16 protein-coding genes and 4 tRNA genes are annotated in these 22132 nt (G+C 70.8%); 12 read left to right on the top strand and 8 right to left on the bottom strand.

Going from position 1 to position 22132, the window contains the following annotated elements:
- Window positions 1-9 precede the first annotated feature (9 nt).
- From EPD65_RS07315 to EPD65_RS07305, 3 genes are all read left to right on the top strand, one after another.
- Window positions 10-1389, top strand: coding sequence for a cation:dicarboxylate symporter family transporter (locus EPD65_RS07315; protein WP_131582679.1), 1380 nt, complete (start codon window positions 10-12; stop codon window positions 1387-1389).
- Between the two features lie 74 nt (window positions 1390-1463).
- The gene (locus EPD65_RS07310; RefSeq protein ID WP_131582678.1) at window positions 1464-2372 is read left to right on the top strand and encodes a YihY/virulence factor BrkB family protein; all 909 of its coding nucleotides are present in this window, start codon (window positions 1464-1466) and stop codon (window positions 2370-2372) included.
- A gap of 5 nt (window positions 2373-2377) precedes the next feature.
- Window positions 2378-2722, top strand: a complete 345-nt coding sequence (locus tag EPD65_RS07305; protein WP_131582676.1) for a hypothetical protein — start codon at window positions 2378-2380, stop codon at window positions 2720-2722.
- 24 nt (window positions 2723-2746) lie between these two features.
- Here the strand turns inward: EPD65_RS07305 and EPD65_RS07300 are convergent, their stop codons facing one another.
- The 3 genes from EPD65_RS07300 to EPD65_RS07290 form a co-directional block, all read right to left on the bottom strand.
- Window positions 2747-3751, bottom strand: a complete 1005-nt coding sequence (locus tag EPD65_RS07300; protein ID WP_207891449.1) for an FUSC family protein — start codon at window positions 3749-3751, stop codon at window positions 2747-2749.
- A gap of 73 nt (window positions 3752-3824) precedes the next feature.
- Window positions 3825-3896 (bottom strand) — tRNA-Val (locus tag EPD65_RS07295).
- A 17-nt stretch (window positions 3897-3913) separates the two neighbouring features.
- On the bottom strand, window positions 3914-4306 hold the full coding sequence (locus tag EPD65_RS07290) for a PGPGW domain-containing protein (protein ID WP_131582672.1): 393 nt from the start codon (window positions 4304-4306) through the stop codon (window positions 3914-3916).
- 171 nt (window positions 4307-4477) lie between these two features.
- Here EPD65_RS07290 and EPD65_RS07285 point away from each other — a divergent pair, with 171 nt between their 5' ends.
- A complete protein-coding gene (locus EPD65_RS07285) occupies window positions 4478-4906 on the top strand; it encodes an SsgA family sporulation/cell division regulator (RefSeq protein WP_243640493.1) in 429 nt (142 codons plus the stop codon).
- An 85-nt stretch (window positions 4907-4991) separates the two neighbouring features.
- Here EPD65_RS07285 and EPD65_RS07280 read toward each other — a convergent pair whose 3' ends face one another.
- A complete protein-coding gene (locus tag EPD65_RS07280; RefSeq protein ID WP_131582670.1) occupies window positions 4992-5705 on the bottom strand; it encodes an aminotransferase class IV in 714 nt (237 codons plus the stop codon).
- A gap of 107 nt (window positions 5706-5812) precedes the next feature.
- Between EPD65_RS07280 and EPD65_RS07275 the strand changes: the two genes are divergently transcribed.
- The 4 genes from EPD65_RS07275 (at window position 5813) to EPD65_RS07260 (ending at window position 6599) form a co-directional block, all read left to right on the top strand.
- Window positions 5813-5885: transfer RNA gene (locus tag EPD65_RS07275), tRNA-Gly, on the top strand.
- 45 nt (window positions 5886-5930) lie between these two features.
- Window positions 5931-6004: transfer RNA gene (locus tag EPD65_RS07270), tRNA-Cys, on the top strand.
- A gap of 22 nt (window positions 6005-6026) precedes the next feature.
- Window positions 6027-6101 (top strand) — tRNA-Val (locus EPD65_RS07265).
- A gap of 294 nt (window positions 6102-6395) precedes the next feature.
- A complete protein-coding gene (locus EPD65_RS07260; RefSeq protein ID WP_131582668.1) occupies window positions 6396-6599 on the top strand; it encodes a cold-shock protein in 204 nt (67 codons plus the stop codon).
- A 60-nt stretch (window positions 6600-6659) separates the two neighbouring features.
- Here the strand turns inward: EPD65_RS07260 and EPD65_RS07255 are convergent, their stop codons facing one another.
- Window positions 6660-7937 (bottom strand): M15 family metallopeptidase, encoded by a 1278-nt coding sequence (locus EPD65_RS07255; protein ID WP_165872924.1) that lies wholly within the window; start codon window positions 7935-7937, stop codon window positions 6660-6662.
- Between the two features lie 139 nt (window positions 7938-8076).
- Here EPD65_RS07255 and EPD65_RS07250 point away from each other — a divergent pair, with 139 nt between their 5' ends.
- The 4 genes from EPD65_RS07250 (at window position 8077) to EPD65_RS07235 (ending at window position 10358) form a co-directional block, all read left to right on the top strand.
- Window positions 8077-8775 carry a hypothetical protein gene (locus EPD65_RS07250; protein ID WP_131582664.1) on the top strand — a complete coding sequence of 233 codons (699 nt, stop codon included), beginning with the start codon at window positions 8077-8079 and terminating at the stop codon, window positions 8773-8775.
- 81 nt (window positions 8776-8856) lie between these two features.
- The gene (locus tag EPD65_RS07245; RefSeq protein WP_243640492.1) at window positions 8857-9093 is read left to right on the top strand and encodes a hypothetical protein; all 237 of its coding nucleotides are present in this window, start codon (window positions 8857-8859) and stop codon (window positions 9091-9093) included.
- 109 nt (window positions 9094-9202) lie between these two features.
- Complete coding sequence (locus EPD65_RS07240) at window positions 9203-9439, top strand: hypothetical protein (RefSeq protein ID WP_131582660.1); 237 nt, start codon at window positions 9203-9205, stop codon at window positions 9437-9439.
- 127 nt (window positions 9440-9566) lie between these two features.
- A complete protein-coding gene (locus EPD65_RS07235) occupies window positions 9567-10358 on the top strand; it encodes an AfsR/SARP family transcriptional regulator (protein WP_131582658.1) in 792 nt (263 codons plus the stop codon).
- A gap of 27 nt (window positions 10359-10385) precedes the next feature.
- Here EPD65_RS07235 and EPD65_RS07230 read toward each other — a convergent pair whose 3' ends face one another.
- From EPD65_RS07230 to EPD65_RS07220, 3 genes are read right to left on the bottom strand one after another with little or no spacing between them, the layout of a single operon-like run.
- Window positions 10386-13043, bottom strand: coding sequence for a M36 family metallopeptidase (locus tag EPD65_RS07230; RefSeq protein WP_131582656.1), 2658 nt, complete (start codon window positions 13041-13043; stop codon window positions 10386-10388).
- A gap of 29 nt (window positions 13044-13072) precedes the next feature.
- A complete protein-coding gene (locus EPD65_RS07225; RefSeq protein WP_131582654.1) occupies window positions 13073-18868 on the bottom strand; it encodes a hypothetical protein in 5796 nt (1931 codons plus the stop codon).
- Window positions 18868-22131, bottom strand: coding sequence for a hypothetical protein (locus tag EPD65_RS07220; protein WP_131582652.1), 3264 nt, complete (start codon window positions 22129-22131; stop codon window positions 18868-18870). Before EPD65_RS07220 ends, EPD65_RS07225 begins: the two co-directional genes overlap by 1 nt.
- Window position 22132 lies beyond the last annotated feature (1 nt).

Genomic DNA, 22132 nt, shown 5'->3' with positions numbered 1-22132 from the left:
GAGGAACTGATGAGCGACAGCACCGCACGGCCGAACGGCCAGGCAACGGGCCGCAAGGACCGCACCCACTACCTCTACCTCGCCGTGATCGGCGCGGTCGCCCTCGGCATCGCCGTCGGCATCCTCGCGCCGGACTTCGCGGTGCAGCTCAAGCCGCTCGGCCAGGCCTTCGTCGCCCTGATCAAGATGATGATCCAGCCGGTCATCTTCTGCACGATCGTCCTGGGCGTCGGTTCGGTACGCAGCGCGGCCAGGGTCGGTCGCGTCGGCGGCCTGGCGCTCGGCTACTTCCTGGTGATGTCGACGGTGGCCCTGGGCATCGGCCTGGTCGTCGGCAACCTGCTCCACCCCGGCAGCGGCCTGCACATCACGGCCGCCACGGCGTCCGCGGGTTCGGGTCTCGCCGAAGGCGCTCACGCCACGACGGCCGACTTCCTGCTGGGCATCATCCCGACCTCGATGCTCGGCGGCCTGACGTCGGGCGAGGTGCTGCAGACGCTCCTGGTTGCGCTCCTGGTCGGCTTCGCGCTCCAGGCGATGGGTGCGTCCGGCGAGCCGGTGCTCCGGGGCGTGGGCCACGTGCAGCGCCTGGTCTTCCGGGTGCTCTCGATGATCATGTGGGTGGCGCCCGTCGGTGCCTTCGGCGCCATGGCCGCGGTCGTCGGGGAGACGGGCGTTGACGCCCTCAAGAGCCTGGCTGTGCTGATGCTCGGCTTCTACCTGACCTGTGCGCTCTTCGTCTTCGTCGTGCTCGGCACGATCCTGCGCGTGGCGGCCGGCGTGAACCTCTTCAGCCTGCTCCGCTACCTCGGCCGCGAGTTCCTGCTGATCCTGTCGACCTCGTCCTCCGAGTCGGCCCTGCCGCGTCTCATCGCCAAGATGGAGCACGCGGGCGTCGACCGACCGACGGTCGGTGTGGTCGTGCCGACCGGCTACTCGTTCAACCTCGACGGCACCGCGATCTACCTGACGATGGCCTCGCTCTTCATCGCGTCCGCCATGGGCAACCCGCTGTCCGTGGGGGAGCAGATCTCGCTGCTTCTCTTCATGATGATCGCCTCGAAGGGCGCCGCGGGCGTCACCGGTGCCGGCATGGCCACGCTCGCCGGCGGCCTGTCGTCCCACCGCCCCGAGCTGCTCGACGGGGTCGGCCTGATCGTCGGCATCGACCGCTTCATGTCCGAGGCGCGCGCCCTCACCAACTTCGCTGGCAACGCTGTCGCCACGGTGCTCGTCGCCGGGTGGACCGGCGGCATCGACCGCGCCCAGCTGGACCGGGTGCTGTCGGGCGAGGACCCCTTCGACGAGTCCAGCATGGTGGACGACGGTCATGGCGACACGGGCAACCCGGCCGTCGTTCCGGCCACTCAGGAGCACGCCACGGTGTGAGTCACACCGCCAAGTCGGCGCTGGGGGCGTTTCCCGGCGCCGACTTGGCATTTCCGGTCGCTAGGTTGATCCCCATGACGTCGGACGAGCTGCTTGCGCTGCTCCGCCGCGTCGTACGCCGGGTGGGTCATGACCTCTGGCGGTTGATCACTGCGACGGTCGCGTCCTGCCTGCGCTGGCGGGTGACCGGCCTCGCGGCCGAGGCGGCGTTCTTTGCGGTGCTGTCGGTGCCGCCCCTCGTCTTCGCGCTCACGGGGGCGATCGGCTTCTTCGTGCGGGAGTTCACGGCGGTCCAGATGCGGGAGATCCGCTCCGACGTGATCGACCTGGCCAGTCAGGCGATGACGGAGAGCACGGTCAACGCGGTGATCGCGCCGACGTTCGACATCGTCACCAAGGGCGGTCGCCTCGACGTCATCTCGATCGGCTTCGTGCTGGCGCTCTGGTCAGGGTCGCGCGCGCTCAACGTCTTCGTCGACACCATCACGATCATGCACGGGCTCGGCGGCGAGCGGGGGATCATCCGGACCCGCGTGCTCTCCTTCGGTCTCTACATCCTCGGCCTGCTGACGGGCATGGTCACGATCCCACTGGTCATCGCCGGGCCGTCGCTGGTCCGCCGGTGGATCCCCGACCGCCTGGACTTCCTGGAGAGCCTCTACTGGCCCACGGTGTTGCTGCTCTGCGTGTGCTTCCTGACGACGCTCTACCACGTGAGCGTGCCGTCGCGATCGGCCTGGCGCTACCACCTGCCGGGGGCCTTCTTCACGATCGTCTGCTGGATCGGGGGCTCCTGGCTGCTTCGCACGGTCCTCACCGCGACGGCGGGGGAGTCGACGAGCGTCTACGGCCCGCTCTCCGCGCCGATCACCGTCCTGATCTGGCTCTACATCGTCTCGATCGCCGTCCTCATCGGAGCCGCGGTCAACGCCTCGGTCGACGTCGTGTGGCCGCACCTGACAAACAGGTCCGTGCGAGACTGACGCCTGTGGGAAACGTGAACCTTCCGACCCCCGTTGTCATCGCTGCGGGCGTCATCGTCTTCGCTGGCGGCTACCTGACGGGGGCGGTCACCGGCTGGGACTCACCCGACCGCACCACAGCCGTCGTCTCGTCGTACGACGCGAAGACGCACCGTCTCTGCCTGAAGTCCGACGCGGTCTCCGACCTGGCGGGCGCCGAGGGCAACACGATCTGCGGCCAGTGGGAGCGGGTCTCCGGATCCGCCCTGCCGGCGGTCGGTGACGACTTCCGCTTCGTCTCCTCGGTGACCAAGGGCCAGTCCGGCACTGCCGACGACCGGGTCAGCATCTTCGGCGAAGTCGCCGACTGACCGACGTACCGCCTCCGCGCCCGCTCAGCGGGTGGGGCGTGCGCGCGTCAGGTAGCCGACTCCGGCTCCGACGACGACACCGATGATCGTCTCGATCCAGCGGTCCCAGAGCAGGACACCGGTGGGCGTCGGGCTGGCCAGGTGGACCATGAGCAGCGCCAGCGGCGTGATCGTGACCAGCGCCAGCGCGTAGTTGCGACCGACCAGCGCCTCGGTCATGGCGAGCAACGCGGTCACGATGAGGATCACCACCAGGCCGCTCAGCCGCAGTTCGAGGAGGACGGCGGCGAGCAGGAGGCCGATCGTCGTCCCGGCTGCACGCTGCAGTGCCCGGGTCAGCTGCGCGTCGAGCTCGCGAGCCGCAAGAGGTACGACGGCGGCGATCATCGCCCAGTAGGGCCGCCCGATCCCGACAGAGGTGGCGATCGTCCCGGCCAGCGCAACGGCCACGACGCTCCGGGCGACGTGGCGGCGCAGCGCATGGTCGATCGTGCGCGCGGGGCGGGGCCGCGGCGCGCCCCACCCGCTCCGGACGGCGCCGACGGCTCCGACGAGGACGGCGAACGCGGCAGCAGCCGAGGCGACGACGGCAGCTGTCGCCGCGGTGCCCGGCTGGGCCGGGATGGAGGCCGTCGAGGCGACGGCGAAGACGAAGAACATCGGGCCGGGCGGGTGCCACTGCTGCAGGTCCGACAGCACGGCTCCGACGGCTGCGATGGCCGCGGACGCGACGATCGCGATCCACGCGCGGCTGTCGAGGCAGCCGACCAGGGTGCCCAGCGAGACGGCGACGGTGAGCAGCATCCCCACCGTCACCTGCATGACGAAGCGCGCCCGGTGCGACTCTCCGCGGCCGTAGACGGAGGCGAAGGCACCGAAGGTTGAGAAGAGCGACCACTCCAGGTGCCCGGTCGCCCAGAGGAGGAGCAGCGGTACGCCGGTCGAGGCCGCGGCGCGGAGCGCGACCCAGCGCGTGCCTTCCTGCGGTTGCAGCACGAAGGCCGCCTGCACCGGCCCCGGAATGCTCACGCCCATCCTCCTCGCAGGAATGAGAAAACCCCGCTGGTCGCGTTACCGCGGACCAGCGGGGCTTTTCCCGCGGTGGGTGATACTGGGTTCGAACCAGTGACCCCTTCGGTGTGAACGAAGTGCGCTACCACTGCGCCAATCACCCGTGGTGTGTCAGAAACCCTAGCGCACAGGGTTGAGCGAGCCGAAACCGGGCCAGCCGAACTGCCAGACCAGCACTGTTGCGATGCCGCCGACGAGGGCGACCGCGAGCGCCAGCAGGAGCGTGCGGCGCCGGCGTACGGCCGGGTCCATGGTGCGCGCCTGCTCGGCGGTCGCCGCCGCCTTGTGCCGCGCAGCGGCGAGCCAGCGGCGTGCCCAGTCCCACTCGAGAGCCAGCAGACCGAGGCCGGCCAGGATCCCGACGACGCCGGGGCCGGGCGTGACCATCATGACCAGCCCGGCCGTGAGCACGAGGAGGCCGAGCACGGTGATCACGACCTTGGTGATCGCACCGCTCACGGGATGCGCGTGCAGGCGCTGGTGGATCCGCCTGAACCAGTGCACCTCCGCCATGGGGCGAGGTTAGTCGGCGCGCGTGCGGACGGCAGTTGGTTGCACCCGGCCAGTTTCGTGTGACTGGGGTCACCCGAGAACTGATGTCGAAACCGCGTCATGACGGATGTCAAGGACCGTTCCTCTCGCGTAGGGCCCATGACGAGGGGCCCCTCGACGGAGGTAATCACCATGAAGTTCGACGAGATCAGGACCATGACGGTCACCGAGGCCGTCACCCTCGACTGTGTCGACGGCGGTGGTCAGACGATGACCCTGCCTGGTGAGCTCGGCTACACCTCCGTCGACCCGTACGCCGTCACCACGACGTTCCGCACCGCGGGTGGCGACGTCGTCTGGACCTTCGCCCGTGACCTGATGGTCCGTGGCCTGACCACGCCGGCCGGCGACGGTGACGTCCACGTGTGGCCGTGCCTCGACGCCGAGGGCCAGGCCGTCGTGATCATCGAGCTCCACTCGCCCGACGGCGAGCTGCTGGTCCAGGTCGCGACGAAGGACCTCTACCGCTTCGTCAACCGCACGCTCGCCGCTGTGCCGCTCGGCACCGAGGGCGAGCACCTCGATCTCGACATGCTGATCGGACAGCTGATGGCTGCCTGACCTGCTGCTCGTCGACATGGGTCCGAACCCCGGAGGGAGGGGTTCGGACCTTGTGTCATTTCCGGGGCGTGTTGCGGCCGGACTGTCAGTCGTCGGTGGCGAGTGCCGCCCACGCCTGCTGGGCTGCTCTCGTGACGGGACCCGGCCCGCCGATCTCCCTGCCGTCGACAGCAGTCACCGGTTGTACGCCGCGCAGGCTGCTGGTCAGGAAGACCTCGTCGGCCCGGCCGAGGACGTCGTACGGCGCGTCGACCTCCACGGCGCCGGTCGCGTCCAGGAGTAGCTGCCGCGCGATGCCGTTGAGCAGGCCCGTGTGGAGCGTGGGTGTCCGGAGCTCGCCGTCGACCACGTAGAAGACGTTGCTCGTGGCTCCCTCGCACAGCAGGCCGGCCGTGGTGGCGAGCAGTGTTTCGCCTGCGCCGTGCTCCTGGGCCCACGCGACGAGAGCGCGGCCCTGGCTGCCCAGCGCGTCGGTCTTGGCGCCGGCGGTGGGGGAGTCGGACTCGCGCGGATCCGGAGCCCTCAGGACGGTCGTGGTGCGCGGGTGGCCGGCGAAGGGCGCGATGGCCACAGTCGCCTCGGTGCCGTCCCAGTCGAGACGCATGCGGGCTGCTGTCGTGGGCGCATCGGGTGCCGTCAGGGCGACGGTGACCCGGCGGCGTACGGCGTCGGGTGTGGGCTGGGGGAGCCCGACGATGCGGGCGCTCTCGACCAGCCGCGCGAGGTGCAGGCCGAGGTGGTGCGGCTGCCCGTCTCGCACGAGGGCGGTCGTGAAGACGCCGTTCGACCTTGCCTGCATGGGCAAAGCCTCCCACCCGACACGCTCGGGACCCCCGATTTTGCACGCCGGATGCGTTCCGCTAATGTTCTCGTCGTTGCCCGGGGCGGAAACGCCAAGGAAAACAAGCGGACGTAGCTCAGTTGGTAGAGCACAACCTTGCCAAGGTTGGGGTCGCGAGTTCGAGTCTCGTCGTCCGCTCGGAGAAGTCAAGTGCACCTTGACTGGGCCACACCAGGCCTCCATGGTGGGTTGGCCGAGAGGCGAGGCAACGGACTGCAAATCCGTGTACACCGGTTCAAATCCGGTACCCACCTCCAACTCACCACAACTCAAAAGCTTGGGCGATTGGCGCAGCGGTAGCGCGCTTCCTTGACACGGAAGAGGTCACTGGTTCAAACCCAGTATCGCCCACCACCACGTAGCCCCTCCGGTCCTCCGGAGGGGCTTCGTCGTTCTCGGCGCGAGGCGTTGTTCGACGCTCTCTTCCTGGGACCTGGGCGGCGCGCCGAGACCCCGAAGCGGCGGTTTCACCACAGAGGCCCTACGCTGGTGATGTTGAAGGGGCGGTTTCACCGTCCTGGCCGCACACCACGCGCGGCCTGTATCTCGTAGTTCCTGGTTTTCGGCTTGCCGGTCATCAGCACATTCGAATGGCTTCGGCAGCTCGGACTGCACAGTGCGTCCGGCGAAAACAGAAGGACACAGATCATGGCTCAGGGCACCGTCAAGTGGTTCAACGCTGAGAAGGGCTTCGGCTTCATCGCCCAGGACGGCGGCGGCGAGGACGTCTTCGTTCACTTCTCCGCGATCCAGACCAACGGCTACAAGTCGCTGGATGAGAACCAGAAGGTCGAGTTCGACGTCGTTGCTGGCCCCAAGGGTCCGCAGGCCGAGAACGTTCGCGGCATCTGATTTCACTCGTGGGGCCCCGACCGCAGCTGCGGTCGGGGCCCTTCGTGCATTTGCGTGGACTCAGGCGGCTGCCTTGAGCGCGTCGACCGCTGACTTGAAGACCGGCCAGCCGTTCAGGCCGCCGTTGACCTTCCGGCGTACGAGCTCCCACTGGCCGCGCCGGGCGGCGTCGTCCACGCCCCGCTGGTCGAAGTACGCCACCAGGACCTGCGCAGCCACCGCCGGGTCGAGCGCGATCTCCGGACGGTCCTCGAGCGGGAGTCCGAGGCGCGCCCCGTAGGTGCGGTAGTTGGCCCGCCCGGTCAGCTGGATGTAGCCGCGGCCGTGGTAGCGCGCGCCATCGCCCGGTTCGGTGTTGCCGAGGTCGGTGCGCCCTTCGTACATGCGGGTGAAGTAGTCGGCGTCGCCGAACTCGTTGATCGGCTGGAAGCCGGCGCCGACCTCGACACGGACGGTTGCTGCAGCGGCGATCTTCGCGCGGGGTCCGCGCATGCCTGCCCGGCGTAGTGCACGGGCAATCAGCGGCCAGTTGCGCGCGACACCCGAGGGGTCGGCGCCCACGGCGGCCGCGATCCGGGCGGGGGAGAGCCAGCCACCACCTGCCCCGGCCTCGGCCTGGTCGGCCGCCTGGTCCGCTGCCTGCAACGCGGCGAAGGTGGCCCGGTCGACGACACCGTTGGTGGCGAGGCCCTTGCCCGGGGCGACGTCGGCACCCGCGGCGTCGTGAGTGACCTGGAACGCCGTCACCGCCGCTTCGGTGTCGTCGCCGAAATACCCGTCGGCGTGGACCTGGACCAGCCGCTGGACCTGCGCGACGAGGCCGGTCCCGGCGTCCGGGTCGGGATCCTTCGTGCCGTTGCGCAGCGGCAGTGCCGTGGCCTCCCTCCACCGCGAACGCGCCGCCGTGCCGCGCCACCCGTGCGGGAACGACGCGATCAGCTCCGCCAGCGACGGCGCGCCCGCAACCTGGAGATGCGGGAAGTCCTTGAAGGAGCGCCAGTCGCCGCCCCACTCGAAGTTGTGGCCCTTGCAGATCTGGACGAAGCGGCGCCAGTCAGCGTCGTTCTGGTCCCAGACCGCCTGGCCGTTGCGGACCACGACGAAGTCGAACGCGAGGCCGAAGTTGTGATAGCTCTGGCCCGGACGCGCCCGGGTGACGATCTGGCCGGGAGTCGTCCGGCCCTGGTCGAAGAGGCGCTGCTGCTCGGCAAACGTGCGCAGCCCTTGCGTGACCATCACGCCGACGCCCTCCTTGGCGGCGTCATCGAACGCCGCCTGGGCAAGGCGTCGCGCCTTCGGCTGGAGGCCGTCGATCCGTTCCAGATGCGCGTCACTCATCTCGCGCTCCCGTCTGCTGAGTCGCGTCTGGTCCGATCGTCCGACAGCGCCTGTCACGACGGCGTCACCACCTCGGGTGCCGCTGCGGACCCGCGGTGCCGCTGACGCTGCGGTGACGCGGGCGGAGGACGCTGAGGGGATGGCCGGAGTACTCCCGTTCCCGCTCCTCATCGCCCACAAACCGGAGTGGCGGACCTATCGCTTCTACAACGGCGCGGACGGGCCGGCGCGCGTGGCGAGGACGGGGGCCAACGCCTGGGACAACGACACCTGCGTCGACGGCGACGACGTGCAGCAGTCGAACCACTGGCCGGTGCCCGGCGTGCACGAGGGCTTCCGGGCCGGAGACGTCGCGCGCCACGCGCGCCTCGACCGACTCCGGTCGGTGGTCGTGGCACGGCTCCGCACAGACCGCGGCAGGACCCGGATCCCGACATGCGCCGAGCAGCTGATCGAGGGGAAGAAGCACGGGGTGACGCCGTGCTTCGAGATCAAGACCTGGACCGAGGCTGGCCTGCGCCGGCTGAAGGCGGACGCCGACGCAGCCGGCGTACCGCTGGTCATCATGGGGCAGCCCGGCCGCGTCGACGCGCTGCGCTTCGGCCACGAGATCGGCTGCGTCACGATCCTGCTGACCCGCGGTGTCGTACCCGCTGACTGGGGTGACTTCCTCACGTACGCCAAGGGGTCGGCGGCGGCGTGCCGCGGCATTCCCGCCGTTGCCCGCCTCGGCACGGGGCCGCGCAACGCCACCGCGTTCGGCGCCGGATGCAACGCCGCGAACGTGCGATCCGTACGCCGCGCGGTCGAGCGCGAACAGCGGGAGGGCGTCCGTTGACACGCCGAATTCGCCGCTGCCACGCTGAACGAGCCGGTCGCTCGGCCGGCGTACTCCGGACTGTGTGAGGTGCCCATGCAGGTGTCCCGTCGCCGTTTCTGGATCGCGACCGTGCTCGCCGCGGCGTCGGCGTTACTCGGACTGCTCACGCTGGTCTGGCAGACCTGGATCGAGGGCGCGAGCGGTCTCGAGCCCGACGGGGGCAGCGGTGAGCTCGAGTGGCTGATCGTCGCGGGGTGCGCCGTTGCGAGCCTGGCCTTCAGCGGGCTGGCGCGGCGCGAGTGGGTGCGGATGCGCACGGTTGGTGTGGCCAGATGATTGGGGAGCGTCCCTCCCTGTCGTGACGTACTCTCGATCTCGAGCGTTTCTGGATCGTCACGGCTGCGTTCGGCCGACACGCTCAGGTGACGCGTGAAGGGGGACGTTGGTGGACATGAGGGGCGACCTGCGCAGCGGTGTCATCTGCCTGGTGACGGCAGAGGTGCAGGGCGAGGGCGTCCTGATCAAGGTCCGGACCAGCTCGGGCACGGAGCGCAACCGCCAGGATCACGAGCGCAGCTACGTCGATCCGGACGAGGCGCTGGCCGCGGTGTCGTCGTTCCTGCACTCCTTCACGGACACGATCGGGCCCACCACGCACGAGCCACGCACCGAGCTCGGCTGAACGGCGCCATCTGGTGGGCGCCACCTGACGTGCAGCACCCCAGAGTTTCCCGGTTTCGGTGACGGACCGGTGACGAGCGCGCCACTATTTTCGGACGGGGCTTTCCTTCTCGTTCGAGAGGTTTGCGATGGTCGTACAGGACGTGCACCCGGCGCTCCCGGGGACGACGGTGCACCTCTTCGATGGCCCGTTCGTGACCATCACCGGCTCCCGGATCTCGGTGCCGGAGGGCAGCAAGCGGCTGCTCGCCTTCGTCGCGCTGCGGCAGGGCAGGGTCGAGCGGCGCCACGCTGCGGGCATGCTCTGGCCCACCTGCGATGACCAGCGTGCTGCCGGCAACCTCCGCTCGGCTCTCTGGCGGCTACGCGGTGCCGGTATCGACATCGTCGCCTCGGACAAGTGGGCGCTCGAGCTGCGCAGCGGCGTCCAGGTCGACGTCATCCAGTCGCTCGAATGGGCGAGCCGCTTGATCCGCAACCTGGCGCTGCCGACGGACCTGACCCTGGAGACGGGGCGGATCGACGGCCTCGACCTCCTGCCCGGCTGGTACGACGACTGGGCCGTGATCGAGCGCGAACGCGTCCGCCAGCGGATGCTCCACGCGCTCGAGGCGCTGAGCACGGCTCTCGTCGTCGTCGGCAGGTACGCCGAGGCGGTGGAGGTCGCGATGACAGCCGTCAATGCCGAGCCGCTGCGCGAGAGCGCCCAACGGATCTTGCTCGAGGCGCATGCCGCCGAGGGCAACTGGGTCGAGGTACGCCGCAGCCACGACCGCTATCGCGAGCTCGCCCGTCGCGAACTCGGCGTGGACCCGTCGCAGTCGTACACGGCGTTCGCCTATGGGCAGCAGCTCGGGCACCCGTTGCGGGTGCCGGGGCAGCGCCCGCCGACGTCCGCGCCGTACTACAGCCGCGGCTGAGGAGGGCGCGAGGCAGCAAGCGGCGGGTCAGAGGGTCGCGGCGAGCCGCCACCGGTTGAGCTTGCCGACGTCCTGCCCGGCACGATCGGCGACAGTCAGGGCCCAGGTGCCCTGCACCTGCTTGCCCACGAACGACGCCAGCACACCGGACTCGGACGTGTAGGTGGTGATCAGGTTGTCGTTGCCCGCACCCGTGCGGCCGTGGACCTTCACTCGCGTCCCGTCGGGCCCGACCAGCTTCACCTCGAGGTCGCCGATGTAGGTGTGGGTGATGTCGACGTCGAGCAGCAACGCGGAGATCACCCCGGTCTCGGTGATCGTGACCTCGCTGCGGATGCCCGTCGCCTTGTTGTCGGGGATCGGCAGCGCCGGGGTGGCGGACGCCTCGACGCCGGTGCGCTTCTCTCCGACGGCGATCTCCAGCGACCAGCTGTCGAGGCGACCGGTGTCACGGGCGGCCCGGTCGGCTACGGCCAGCGTCCAGGTCCCGCCGGACGGACCGCCCGTGAGCGTCCCCAGCCCCGGGAGGTCGGCGTTCGTCCAGGTGTGGTGCAGGTCGTGGCCGCTGCTCCCGGCGCGGGAGTGCAGAGCCACGCTGTGACCATCGGGGGAGGTCAGCGCGACCTCGAGGTCGCCGATGTAGGTGTGGGTGATGTCGACGGTCACCGAGACGGATTCGACCGGTCCGCTCTCGGGCAGCTCGATCCGGCTGATCACGCCGGCCACCTGGTTGTCGGGGATCGCGAGGGCGGGGGCAGCGGCGCCGTGCAGCGTGGCTGTCGCGGTGGGCCGCGGGGGAGGTGCAAAGTCCGTGACGATCCCCGTCAGGTTGGCGGCGCCTCCGGTGCGGGCCTGCGGCCCCATGCCGCGCTGCGCGAAGACCGTCCACACCGAGTGGACGAAGTCGGCGCGGGTCGTCGCGTCGTCGCCGCGGGCCTGGGAGTAGTGGTCGGCCGCCAGCAGGATGCCGTCCCGTGCAGCGAGGAAGCTCGGGTTCGCTGCGGTCAGCTTGAGCGCATCGACGACCACCTGGGCCGCGGTCCAGGCGCCGATGACGCGGGAGAGCGACATGAGCGTGGCGCACCAGAGCTCGCCGATGTTGTGCACCTCGTCGTACCGGCCGGTGCCGAGGTCGCCGTAGTCGTCGGGGAACGACTCGTCGTAGCGGAACCGCCGGATGCCGCCCGGCTGGTTGACCACCCAGTCGCCCACCACCGTCTTGCCCATCGCGGTGCACGCGAAGAAGTCGCTCCAGCCCTCGCCCATCCCGGCGGACTGGATCGCGTCGAGGGAGGCGTCGTCCAGGGCACCACCGACGAGCCGGTTCGTGAGCCCGTGGGTGTACTCGTGGAAGACGACGTCGGCGTCGAGGGCGGTGTGGCGGTTGGTCGAGGTGACCAGCCCCATGTTCATGGTCGGCTGGCTGCCATCAGGCGGCGAGCCCATGTTGGCCGTGCCCCAGACGGCACCGGGGTGCACGTGCGCGAGGACAGCATCGGCAGGCCGTCCGCCGTTCCCGAGGTTGTCGGCCTGGAAGTTCCCGTCGACCTCACGGAAGCCCAGCAGGTACAGCAGGTCGTGCATGCTGCTGCAGAGCGCGAAGAGGTTCACCGCCAGTCCGTCGGGCGTGGCCGGATCGGTCTGGAAGGTGACCTTCCCGTTCTGCGAGGTCCCGGAGACCGTCGTCGATCCTGGCTCGATGACGGCCTGCACGGAGCTGCCCCGCGTGGTCGTGTCCGTGAGCCAGTCGTAGGGGAAGCCTGCCGGGAGGTTCGCCGGCACCGGGGCGCCGTACGTCGTCGCGGCGAGTGGGAAGTCGACTGCTGCCGCCGGGGCACCGGGCCGGAGGACCACCGTCGCCCTCCCGGCGACAGCCTGCGTGAGCCGCTTGACGAGCAGCAGCCGGCCGTCCTGCGCGTCGACGATGATCCGGAACGCCGCTCCGCCGGGCACGGCGAGCTTGGTGTGCCACGCCAGGCGCAGCGAGTCACCCAGCGGGAACCAGACCAGCGACACCGTCACGACATGGGTGAACGGGGGCGCGTCGAACGTCGTCGGCCGATCGGCGCGGTCGGCGCCACTGGTCCGCTGGACCGGCGCGAAGGCGGTCAGGTCGAGCCCGGGATCGGTCATCGGCTGACCGAACTGGTCGAGCGGTGCGTCTGCCGGATCTCCCGGCTGCGCGACGTGGTCTGCCGCGGACCGGAGTGCCTGCTCGGGCGTGACGGTCGGGGCGACGGGGAGGTCCGGGGGCGCTGTGACCGAGCTGCCGGCCACCTCACGGATGCTGCCGTCGGGCTCGAAGCGCACGGTCTCGGCAGCGTCGTAGATCAGGATCCCCTTGTACTGCTGACGCAGGTGGACGGCGACCGCCCCGGCGGAGGTCGTCTGCTCGACGGGGTCAGCGACGTACTCCGGCGGCTGGTCGGCGGTAAGTCCAAGGGCCGGACTGATCCGCTGCACGTGCCGCAGGGCGCGCGCCACGTGGTCGCCCTGACCCGGGCTCGCGTCGTGCGAGGAGACCACGGCTGCGTTGCCGGTGGTTGCGTCGAGGCTCATCACCTCGACGCGGTGGTCGCCGGGCAGGACGTTGTCGGACACCTCTTCCGCGGCAGCCTGGAGCGTTTCTCGGCGGCTGTTGTCGGCGCGGTCCCCGGGCTCTCTGACGTCGATCTCGTGGATCATGACTCACTCCTTTGCGCGGGTCGGGTGGATCAGGTGAGGCCCATGTCGAGCAGCCAGGCAACGGCCTGGGTGAGCTCCCGGTTGGTGGGACGCTTCTTGGTGCCGCCGGGCATCGTGACCTCGGGATTGCCGGTGGTGCCGGTGCCGCCGGCGTTCAGGGTCGGGGACGTGGCGATGCGCAGCCAGGCCCGCCAGAGCGGGAGCCAGCCCATGGCCTCGGCGAGCTGGCGGCCTGCGTCGCCGGGAGCCTGGAAGCCGGTCGGGACGGTGCGGCGGTGGGCCGATTCGTCGGGCGGGGCAGCAGCGCCGTGACCCGTGACGAGGGTCCGCCACTCGTTCATGCGACGGTGGTCGAGGTTCCACCGACGAAAGACCTGAACGACCTCGCCGACCGCAGGCGTCGGAAGTGCCGGCCTCGTGTCGTTGACGGTCACGGTCGCGAAGCTCGGCGCTGCCGCGACGAGGAGCAGGGTGGCCAGATCAGCAGCGTCACCGATGCCGGTGCCGGCCTCGGAGTCGTTGGCGCCCGTGGGGAGGAGCGGGTACGGCGTGGAGGCGGTCGGCGTGCGTCCTGCGACCGTCGACTGCTCCAGCCGGGGAGACTGACGGAGGACGAGCGCGTGGCTCTCCGTCTCGGGCACGCGCTGGAACGCCGTGCGCAAGGCCTCGGCACGCTCGAACGGGACGCTGTCTCCGGGGTCGGAGAGGGACCGCGGTCGGGGAACTTCCAGCGGGGGCGTATCGGGCCCGATGAGGCTCGCGTGGAGGCCGGTCACCGCTCCCTCGAGGCGGGAGGCGATCGCGGTCGCGGTGGGGTGGTCGGGGAGCACGACCTCCTGGTCCGGTCTGCCTTCCCGGCGGAAGCGCAGGATCTCCTCGCCGACCTTCACCTCCAGCGGGGGCGGTGCCGGGGTCCCTGCCTGCGGCTGCGCCCAGATCCGGGCCAGCGGTCGAACGCCGGCGGGGTAGCGCTGCTGGTCGACGGTCGCGGCGGCTCCTGGTGGGACCCAGAGCTGGGCGGCGTCGAACACCCGCGCTGCCGAACTCGGGATCAGTCCGGCTGTGCCGGGCGCCGGGTCACCTGGCAACGGCGGGCTCGGCGGAGCCGTTGGGTCGGCGGGTGTCGGCACGGAGGGCACGAGACCGGTGTGGGCGGCAGCGTCGAGGAGCGACGGGCTGGTGCCGGAGCCGAACCACGAATGCCACCCTGCGCCGTTCGACAGCGCCATCGCCGACAGGCTCGCGCCGACGATTCCCAGGGCGCCGCTGATGCCGGTGATGAGCCCGTAGGCAACGTCTCGTCCGGTCTGGTCGTCGGGCGTGGCTGGTTCGCTCCCGGTGATCGCGCGACCGATGCCGAGGAGCCCGAGCGTCGTGAGGGCGGTCAGCGACGGCAGCGTCTGCAGGCCGAAGACCTTGCTGATCCCGGGAAGCCGGCCGGAGTCCGCGAGGGCGCGGATGGCGGCGTACGCGTCGGCGCCGATCAGCGGCGGGAACAGGCCCGCCCACCGCACGGCAGGGGACTGGCCCTCGTCACCGGAGGTGGCCAGCGCCGCGGTCGTCACTCCGAGCCGGGCCAGGCCCATGACGAGCGCGGTCGTGAACGCTTCGGTGCGGTCCGGCACCTTGCTCCACATGATCATCGAGTAGACGAACGGCGTCAGCGACCCGAGCCCCATCGAGAGGGCGAGCGCTTCGAAGACCTCTCGTTCGCCGAGCGGGCCGCCCTGGATGAAGGCCTTGCCGTGCGGCAGCGCGCGGGCTGCGGCAAACGCCACGGTGGGCATGGTGAAGATCGGGAGCATGAGGCCCAGCCACGGCCAGAAGCCCCAGTTGGCGATGCGGGTGTCGTCGTGGAGGAGTGCATAGCTGTCCGCGAATCCGCTGGAAGTCGCTGCTGGCGGTGGGCCGGCGAGATCGCGTTCGAACGGGCCGAATCCCGGCACGAGATGGGACGGAAAGCCGGCCAGCGCGGTCACGGAGGTCACGAACGGTTGCCAGGCGTCGGCAGGGAGCTGGCCGGGTGCTGGCAGCCAAGGCGTGAGGGGAGCCGTCGGCCCGCCGAGGTAGCGGGATCGGAGCTGGTACTCGAGGGCGCGCATGCCCCGCGATGGCGCGAACGGCGACCAGTCGGCGTTCGTCTCCTGGGCGAAGAGGCCGGTCAGCTGCGGCGACAGGACGACGTTCGCGGCAGCGCCGCTGAGCAGGCCGAGGCCGAAGGCATCGACGGCGTCCTTCGCCGGCAGTGTCTTGGCCAGCTGGGCCAACCGGAAGGGGATCTCGGTGGCGTTGACCGCGACGAGACTCATGTGGGGGTCGGCGGTGCCGTGGCGGATCGTGTCCGAGAACCAGGCTCCACCCGGTGTGAACGCCCCCAGGTAGCGCGGGATCTCGAAGCCGAGCGAGCCGAGGACGGCGAAGCCGCTCAGTCGGTTGCTGACGGCCGGCACCCCTGCGATCGCGGTGCGCTGGGGGCCGGTCTCGAGCCGTTGCTGGGTGACGCGCGCCATCGCGAGGACGCGGCGTTCGACCGGGTGGACCGTGGCATGCGCCGTGCCGACCTTGATCTGCAGCTTGTCGGCCAGGTCGACCAGCCGCCGGTGGGCGAGCACCGTGGTGGCAAGCGGCGCGAAGAGGCCCGTGCCTCCGGCTGGCGCCGCGCGTCCGGCGCCGTCGATCACCGTGACCTTGCGGACAGCGACCAGCCTGGACGTCGTGGTGAGCGCCACCGCTTGCGTGAGATCGGAGCCGGCGGCGGTGGCTACGTCTGCAAAGCGGTCGGCGTCGTGGTGGAGCAAGGCCACCAGGCGGTAGTTCTTGTTGGCGATGGTGCTCAGCCTCGGCAGCAGCGCAGAGGACAGCGCGAACGTCGCCACGCCCGGCCGGTTGTTGATCAGGCCGCTCAGCGTCGTGGTGCCGACGGCCTTCCAGGTGTCGGTCGTCCCTGGATCAGACCCCGCCGCGTAGCCGGCGACCCAGCCGGGCAGGGCGTCGGTGGCCGGGCCGACGAGGAGGCTCACCCGGACGTTGTCCGCACGCCGCCAGCCGCGGTTGCGTACGACGACGTGCACGCGGGTGATCGCTTCGGCGTTGCTGTCGTCGGTGGCGAGCACCTCCGGCTGCGGGCGCAGGTTGAAGAGCTCGGTCACGTTGGGCGCCACGTCTCCGCGGAGGCTGAAGAGTCCGTTGACCTGCTGCGGTTCGACGTAGATGTCCGGGCTCTCGTCGAGGGTGCTCGGGTTGCCGTCCGTCAGGGGGCCGACGTCGGTGCGCGCGCTCCGGTAGCGGCGGTCCATGCCGTTGGCGCGGATGTACAGCTCGATGCCTGGCTGGGGCCGGTCGAGGCGGAGCTCGAAGACGCCGCGCCCGTGGGTGGTCGCGCGGAGCAGGCGGACCGGGCCCGCGGTGACGAAGTCGAGATCGACCACCGCGACGTCGGGGAGATTCTTTTCCAGGGGCCGCCAGCTGGCACCGGAGTCCGTGGACTCCCACACGCCGAGGTCGGCTGCGGTGAAGAGGTGCGTCGCGTCGCTGGGGTCGACGAGGAGCGCGTTGTGCTGGATCGGCAGCAGACCGGTCGAGCGCGGAGCCCACCGCGTGGCGCGCGAGGTGTCCACCTGGAAGACGTGACTGGCGAACGCCGCAGGGGTGGAGACCCCACCGACGGTGACGTAGAAGGCGGAGCCGTCCGCCTTCGAGCGGTCGATGCAGATCCCCGTGATGGGCCGGGTCTCCGGCGTCGCCGGGGCGTCATCGCGGGCGAACTCGGTCGGGGCACCCCACGTGGTGCCGGCTCGTTGGTAGCGGAACACCCGTCCGCGGGTAGTCCCGACGTAGAAGAGGTCCCGCGAGTGCACGGCGACCGCACGGATCAGTCCGGAGTGGGCGGGAAGAGCCGGCAGCGAAGAGTTCCAGGTCCGGGTGAAGTCCGAGCTGACGTAGGGCTTCTGACCACCGAAGACCACGAAGCTTCCCTGACCGGCCACGGGTGACGACGCCATCGGCGGGTAGAAGAGGGTGTCGCTGGCCGGGGGATTGCCGAGCGAGCGGGTGTAGCGCTGGCCGTTCACCGCGAACCGGCGTACCTCCTTGTTGGTGTAACCGCTGAGCACCTCACGGTCGGGTGGCTTCGGAGGGTGCGCGGCGTTCGGATGGGCAGAGACGGGGGTGTCGTGGTTGACGACGGTGGTGCCTCCGTCGCCGTACATCTGGTGGTCCCAGACGTCGCCCCCGCGCCAGCGCAGGCCACCGTTGTCCTGCGCGCCGCAGAAGGCGTATGACTCGTCACCCGGGATGTGGTCGAGTCCCATGAGCATGGCTGTCGAGAGCCCGGTGTTGCGGTCTTCGAACAGCAGCCGGCCCGACGCGGTGGAGTCCGCCGCGACGTAGATGCCGCCGTCGCAGCCGACCCAGAGCTCGCGGGACGAGCCGGGCCGGAAGCGGGCCCGGTGAACGTCGGAGTGGACGGCGTCGCCGATCAGCGTCGAGGTGCAGGTGAACGCCGTCGCGGTCGCCCTGACCTTGCAGCGATACAGCGCCGCTGCCCATTCGGTCGTGCCGGCGGGGCCGCCCTGGCGCGGCACCTCGGCGGCCGATCCGCCGACGTAGACAGTGTCGGGGTCGTCCGGAGCCACCGCGATCGCCTGGTCGTAGGACCCCTGCCCCCAGGCGTCGCCGCCCGCGGTGCCGAACAGGCCCCGCAGCTTGCCGGATGGATCGGAGACGGTCCGCCACGTCGGCGTGGCCGCCCCGAGGTCGAGCCGCTGCAGGCTGTGGAAGAAGAAGCGGCCAGGGCTCTGCAACCGGGCGGAGAGCGCGTACAGCTGGACGGGCGCCGACGCGGAGCAGGCGATGCTGACGCGACCGATGTCCGTGCTTCCCCACGGGACGGACGGAAGGCTGGTCCACGGCTGGCTGCCGCCCGTCGCCGCGGGTGGTGATTGCCAGCAGGTGCCGCCGTTCTCCACCGCGTAGAACGCGCCTGACGGACCCATCACGACGGACGTGCACGAGAACATCGGGCCGCCCGGTACCGGTGGGACTCCCATCGGTGCGTACTGCTGCTGGATCCACTTCCAGGCGTGATCGGGTGCGCCCTGATCGGTACGTCGGTACAGACCGTTCGACGTGGCCGCGACGGCGTCGTCGGGGTTGGCCGGATCGAACGCGACGGCGTAGACACCCTGGCCCGCGAGAGGGACGTCAGCCTCCTCGGTCACCCAGGTGAGACCGCCGTCGTCGGAGCGCAGGACGCCGACGCCGAGGTATCCCGACTCCGGGGTGTTGTCCGTCGTGATGCCCCATTGACCCGTTCCGACGTAGAGCCGGTCGGGTCGGCCCGGGCGCTCCACGAGGGCAATCGCCCCGCAGGCGAGTGAGTCGGCCTGGCGGGTGATTCCCGCAGCGGGTACGGGGCCGCCCGGTTCCAGCACCTCGAGCCCGTCGGACATCGGCTCCCAGGTGCGCCCTGCGTCGAGGCTGCGCCACACGCCGCCGTTGGCGGTCGCGACGTACACCCGGAGGCCGTCCTCGGAGATCGCGACGTCGTGGACGCGTCCGCTGACGGTCGGCAGGGTGCCGCCCTGCCCACGGACGACCGCGAACGGGCCAAGCGGGGTCCAGTTGCGAGCACCTGCGGTGTCGTCCGCCGCGAAGCCCGCGGCGGCAGGCTCTGCCGACGCTGCCCGGTACAGAGCCAGCGCAGCGAGCCGCTCCTCGGCCGGTGACGGCGGCGCCGTGAACGCCGACGGCCCGTCGACTGCTCCCGCCGATCGCTCGCTGTAGAAGGCGTCGAGGCGCTTGAAGGCATTCCCTGACCCGGGCACTAGAAGCTCACCCCCACGTCGACCGAGACCGATCCGCCGATGCTGTTCTCCTGGACCTCGGACGGCAGCGCGTCCTGCAGTTCCTGCAGCGCGTCGCCGGTGTGGTCGAAGCCCTCGTCGAGCTGCGCCGCGATCCCGTCGAACGCCGTCAGGACCGGCTGCAGCAGCGAGACCAGGTCGAGGCCGGAGACGATCGCCATCACCTGCTGGTAGAGCGTGAGCACGGGCGCGAAGACGACCGTCGGTCGCACGGAGTCGAAGACCTGGTCAGCTGCGTCCAGGGCGGCCTGCACGATCTGCTTGACCGGCGCGAGGGGGTCGAAGGCGTTGAGGCGGTCGACCACCTGCGTGCCGCTCGCGACGACCGGACCGAGCAGGGCGTCGGGGGAGAGCTGGGCGACCTCGTCGTGGATCTGCGTGTGCAGGGCGGTGAGCTCGTCGACGATCGGGGTCAGGTCGAGCAGGCTCAGCACCGAGTCGAGCGCCTCGACCGCGTCCAGGCCGGACTGGGTGACGACGTCCAGGGCCTCCAGCACCTTGGCGGTGGCGTCGCTGATCAGCCCGGCCAGCTCACCGGGAACCGGTCCATGGACGGCCTCCCGGAGCAGATCGGTGAGGACGACACGGAGAGGGCGGCCGGCAGGGTCGAGACCGAGTGCGGTGAGCACGTCGCGCAGCCGGGAGGGGAAGGCTCCGAGCGGTTCGAGCGCGACGTGGAGCTGTGAGGCCGCTTCGGTCACCTCGCTGCGCCCCGACGCGGCGAGCGTTCCGAGCAGGAGGGCGTCCGCATCGAGGGCGATCTGGTAGCGCCGCCGGTTGTCGGCCAGCCCAGCCAGCAGGTCGTCGGGTACGACGGCGTTCAGCAGCGGGGTGATCGCCTGCGCAAGGGGACTGTCGTCGGGATGTCCGGCGACGGCCTCCCGTAGCGCGCGGTGGTACGCCGACGCGGCTGCTGCCACGGGAGCCGGGTCGAGGGAGGCCACCGCTGCGCTGGTGGCGGTGACCCGCCCGTGCGCCTCGGCCAGCCGCCCCTGGACCACGACGCCGCCGACGCTGACCCCGCTCACCCAGTCGATGACGTCCTGGACGGCCGGTTCGTCGGCACGGAATCCGCTGGCCTGGGCCAGCGAGACGAGGATCGAGCCGAAGGGGCCCGCGGGCGGTCCGGACGGCATCTCGGCCAGCGCCCCGATGACCCGGTCATCGAGGACGTCGACGACTCCGTGCGCGTCGATGCGGCCGAGCACTCCGGCGGCCCGCGTGCGCAGGTCGAGCAGCGTCTCGCGGGCCTCCGCGACCGGGAGAGCGTCCGTGATGGACGTGCGGAGGTCGTCGACGGCCTGCTGTGCCGGGGCGAGCAGCGCGGCAGGATCGAGCCCCTCGATGGCGTCGAGAACGGGAGCGAAGAGCTCCTGCAGCGGGGCGAGCACCTCGGCCTGCAGGTCGAGGTCGGCGAGCAGGTCGCGCACCGAGGCGATGCCCTCGTCGACGGGTGCCAGCAGCGCCATCGGGTCCACGGCGTCGAGCTGGGTGCGCAGCTGGCTCAGGACCGTGCTCTCGAACTCGGCGAGATGCGGCGCCGGGTCGAAACCCGCGAGCACACCCACGACCTCCTGGTAGCCGGCATCGATCTGCTGGAGCGCGTCGGCGCTGAAGCCCTCCCGGATCGTGGCCAGCTCGGCACGCAGCGTGTCCTCGACGGGCTGCAGGTCGAGCTGCTTGATGGGCCGGCACGCGTCGACGATCTCCTGCTGGACGTCGGTCGGAAGCATCCCGAACGGCACCTGGGCGATGATGTCCGCGGCAGTCGTGATGACGTCGATCGCGGCGTCGAAGTACGGGCGCAGCTGGGCTGCCGCCAGCGCCTGGGCGACCGTGCGGAGCGACTGCGAGAGCGTGTCCGCGAGCTCCTGCAGGTGCAGCTCGCCCAGCAGCCCGCTGACCTCGCCGATGCTCGTCTGGACGGACGTCGACGCCGTCGTGACGAACGCCGCCGCGTCGTGCAGACCGCTCTCGATCTCTCCGGCGACGGTGGTCAGCGTCGCCTCGGCACCGCCGATGCCAGCCTCGATCGCGTCCAGCACCGTGACGACCGGCTGGAGGATCGCGTCGAGCGCGGTTGCGACCGGGGTCAGGTCGACCTCGCCGACCGCCGAACGCAGGCTGCGCAGTGCTCCGGTGATCTCGGTGCCGACACCGGCGAGTGCCTGCTGGAACTGGAGGACCGGTGCCAACACGGTGTCGCTCAGGTTGGTCACCGGTGCCAGTGCCCCGGCCACGTCCCAGGTCTGCACCGCCAGCCGGGCCTCGGCCGTCAGCAGCGCCGCCTGACCCAGGAACCCGTCGACGAAGACGTGCGGGTCGGGGAGCGGTGCCTCGAGGAGCGGCCCGGCCATCCGGCGTACGTCAGCTGTCAGGGTGGTGACACCGGACAGGTCGACTCCGGTGAGCACCACCGAGGCCACCTCGATCGCGCCTGAGGTGCCGGTGGCGTCGAGGCCGAGGAGCGCGGCTTCCCCGAAGCCCATCCCGGGTGCCCAGGTCGTCGCGACCTCCGTGACCGCGTCGAGGTAGGCCTCGACGCGGCCCGCCAGCTCAGCCGCCACGGCCGCGTCAGCCGGGTCCGCGTTGCGGAGGGCTGCGACGAGCGACGCGTCACCGGCGAGACCGAGCAGGGTGGCACCTGCCGCGTCGGCCGCATCGCGGTCCAGCAGCCCGGCGAAGCCTGCGGACTGCTCGAGGAGGTGCCGGCTCGTGGTCGCCATGGCGGTGAGTCCCGCCAGGGTCCGGAGCAGGTCGATGATCGCGCCGAGCGAGCCGCCCGCGCGCGTCAGCGTGCCGCTCCACTGGAGCCCCGGCACGAGCCCGAGGAGATCCGCCAGCGGCCCCGTCTCGATCAGGGCGCGCACGCTGTCGATACGTACGCCGAGGCCATCGAGGCCCGTCAGCTCGGGGACGTCGAACGACGGCAGCGCGGTGCGGATCGATCCGAGGTGGGCCACGAGGTCGGCGAGGCCAGGGGGCAGGGACGGGGTCGGCACCTGGAGGTCGAGCCGCGCGCCGGTGACGTCGATCGTCCCGCTGACGGAGGCACGGAGGCCGCCGAGGTCGGGCGGCGCGGCCCCCTCGATCACCGCGAGCAGCGCGGACGGGTCGAAGCCCGTGCTTCCGAAGCTCACCCCGAGCACGTCGGACGCAAGCGTCGTGAACACGTCGGAGAGGTCGAGGTTCGCCCTGACCGTGAGGTCTGCGGAGAGTGCCATC

Source organism: Nocardioides jejuensis (assembly GCF_004337475.1).
In the GTDB taxonomy this organism is placed as follows: domain Bacteria; phylum Actinomycetota; class Actinomycetes; order Propionibacteriales; family Nocardioidaceae; genus Nocardioides; species Nocardioides jejuensis.
This window is presented reverse-complemented; position numbering and strand designations above follow the sequence as displayed.

Coding starts and splice junctions, on each gene's coding strand:
- EPD65_RS07260 (WP_131582668.1), top strand. CDS start 6,396: ATGGCTCAGGGCACCGTCAAGTGGTTCAACGCTGAGAAGGGCTTCGGC.
- EPD65_RS07290 (WP_131582672.1), bottom strand. CDS start 4,306: ATGGCGGAGGTGCACTGGTTCAGGCGGATCCACCAGCGCCTGCACGCG.
- EPD65_RS07250 (WP_131582664.1), top strand. CDS start 8,077: ATGGCCGGAGTACTCCCGTTCCCGCTCCTCATCGCCCACAAACCGGAG.
- EPD65_RS07310 (WP_131582678.1), top strand. CDS start 1,464: ATGACGTCGGACGAGCTGCTTGCGCTGCTCCGCCGCGTCGTACGCCGG.
- EPD65_RS07255 (WP_165872924.1), bottom strand. CDS start 7,937: ATGAGTGACGCGCATCTGGAACGGATCGACGGCCTCCAGCCGAAGGCG.
- EPD65_RS07230 (WP_131582656.1), bottom strand. CDS start 13,043: ATGATCCACGAGATCGACGTCAGAGAGCCCGGGGACCGCGCCGACAAC.
- EPD65_RS07285 (WP_243640493.1), top strand. CDS start 4,478: ATGAAGTTCGACGAGATCAGGACCATGACGGTCACCGAGGCCGTCACC.
- EPD65_RS07235 (WP_131582658.1), top strand. CDS start 9,567: ATGGTCGTACAGGACGTGCACCCGGCGCTCCCGGGGACGACGGTGCAC.
- EPD65_RS07220 (WP_131582652.1), bottom strand. CDS start 22,131: ATGGCACTCTCCGCAGACCTCACGGTCAGGGCGAACCTCGACCTCTCC.
- EPD65_RS07280 (WP_131582670.1), bottom strand. CDS start 5,705: ATGCAGGCAAGGTCGAACGGCGTCTTCACGACCGCCCTCGTGCGAGAC.
- EPD65_RS07315 (WP_131582679.1), top strand. CDS start 10: ATGAGCGACAGCACCGCACGGCCGAACGGCCAGGCAACGGGCCGCAAG.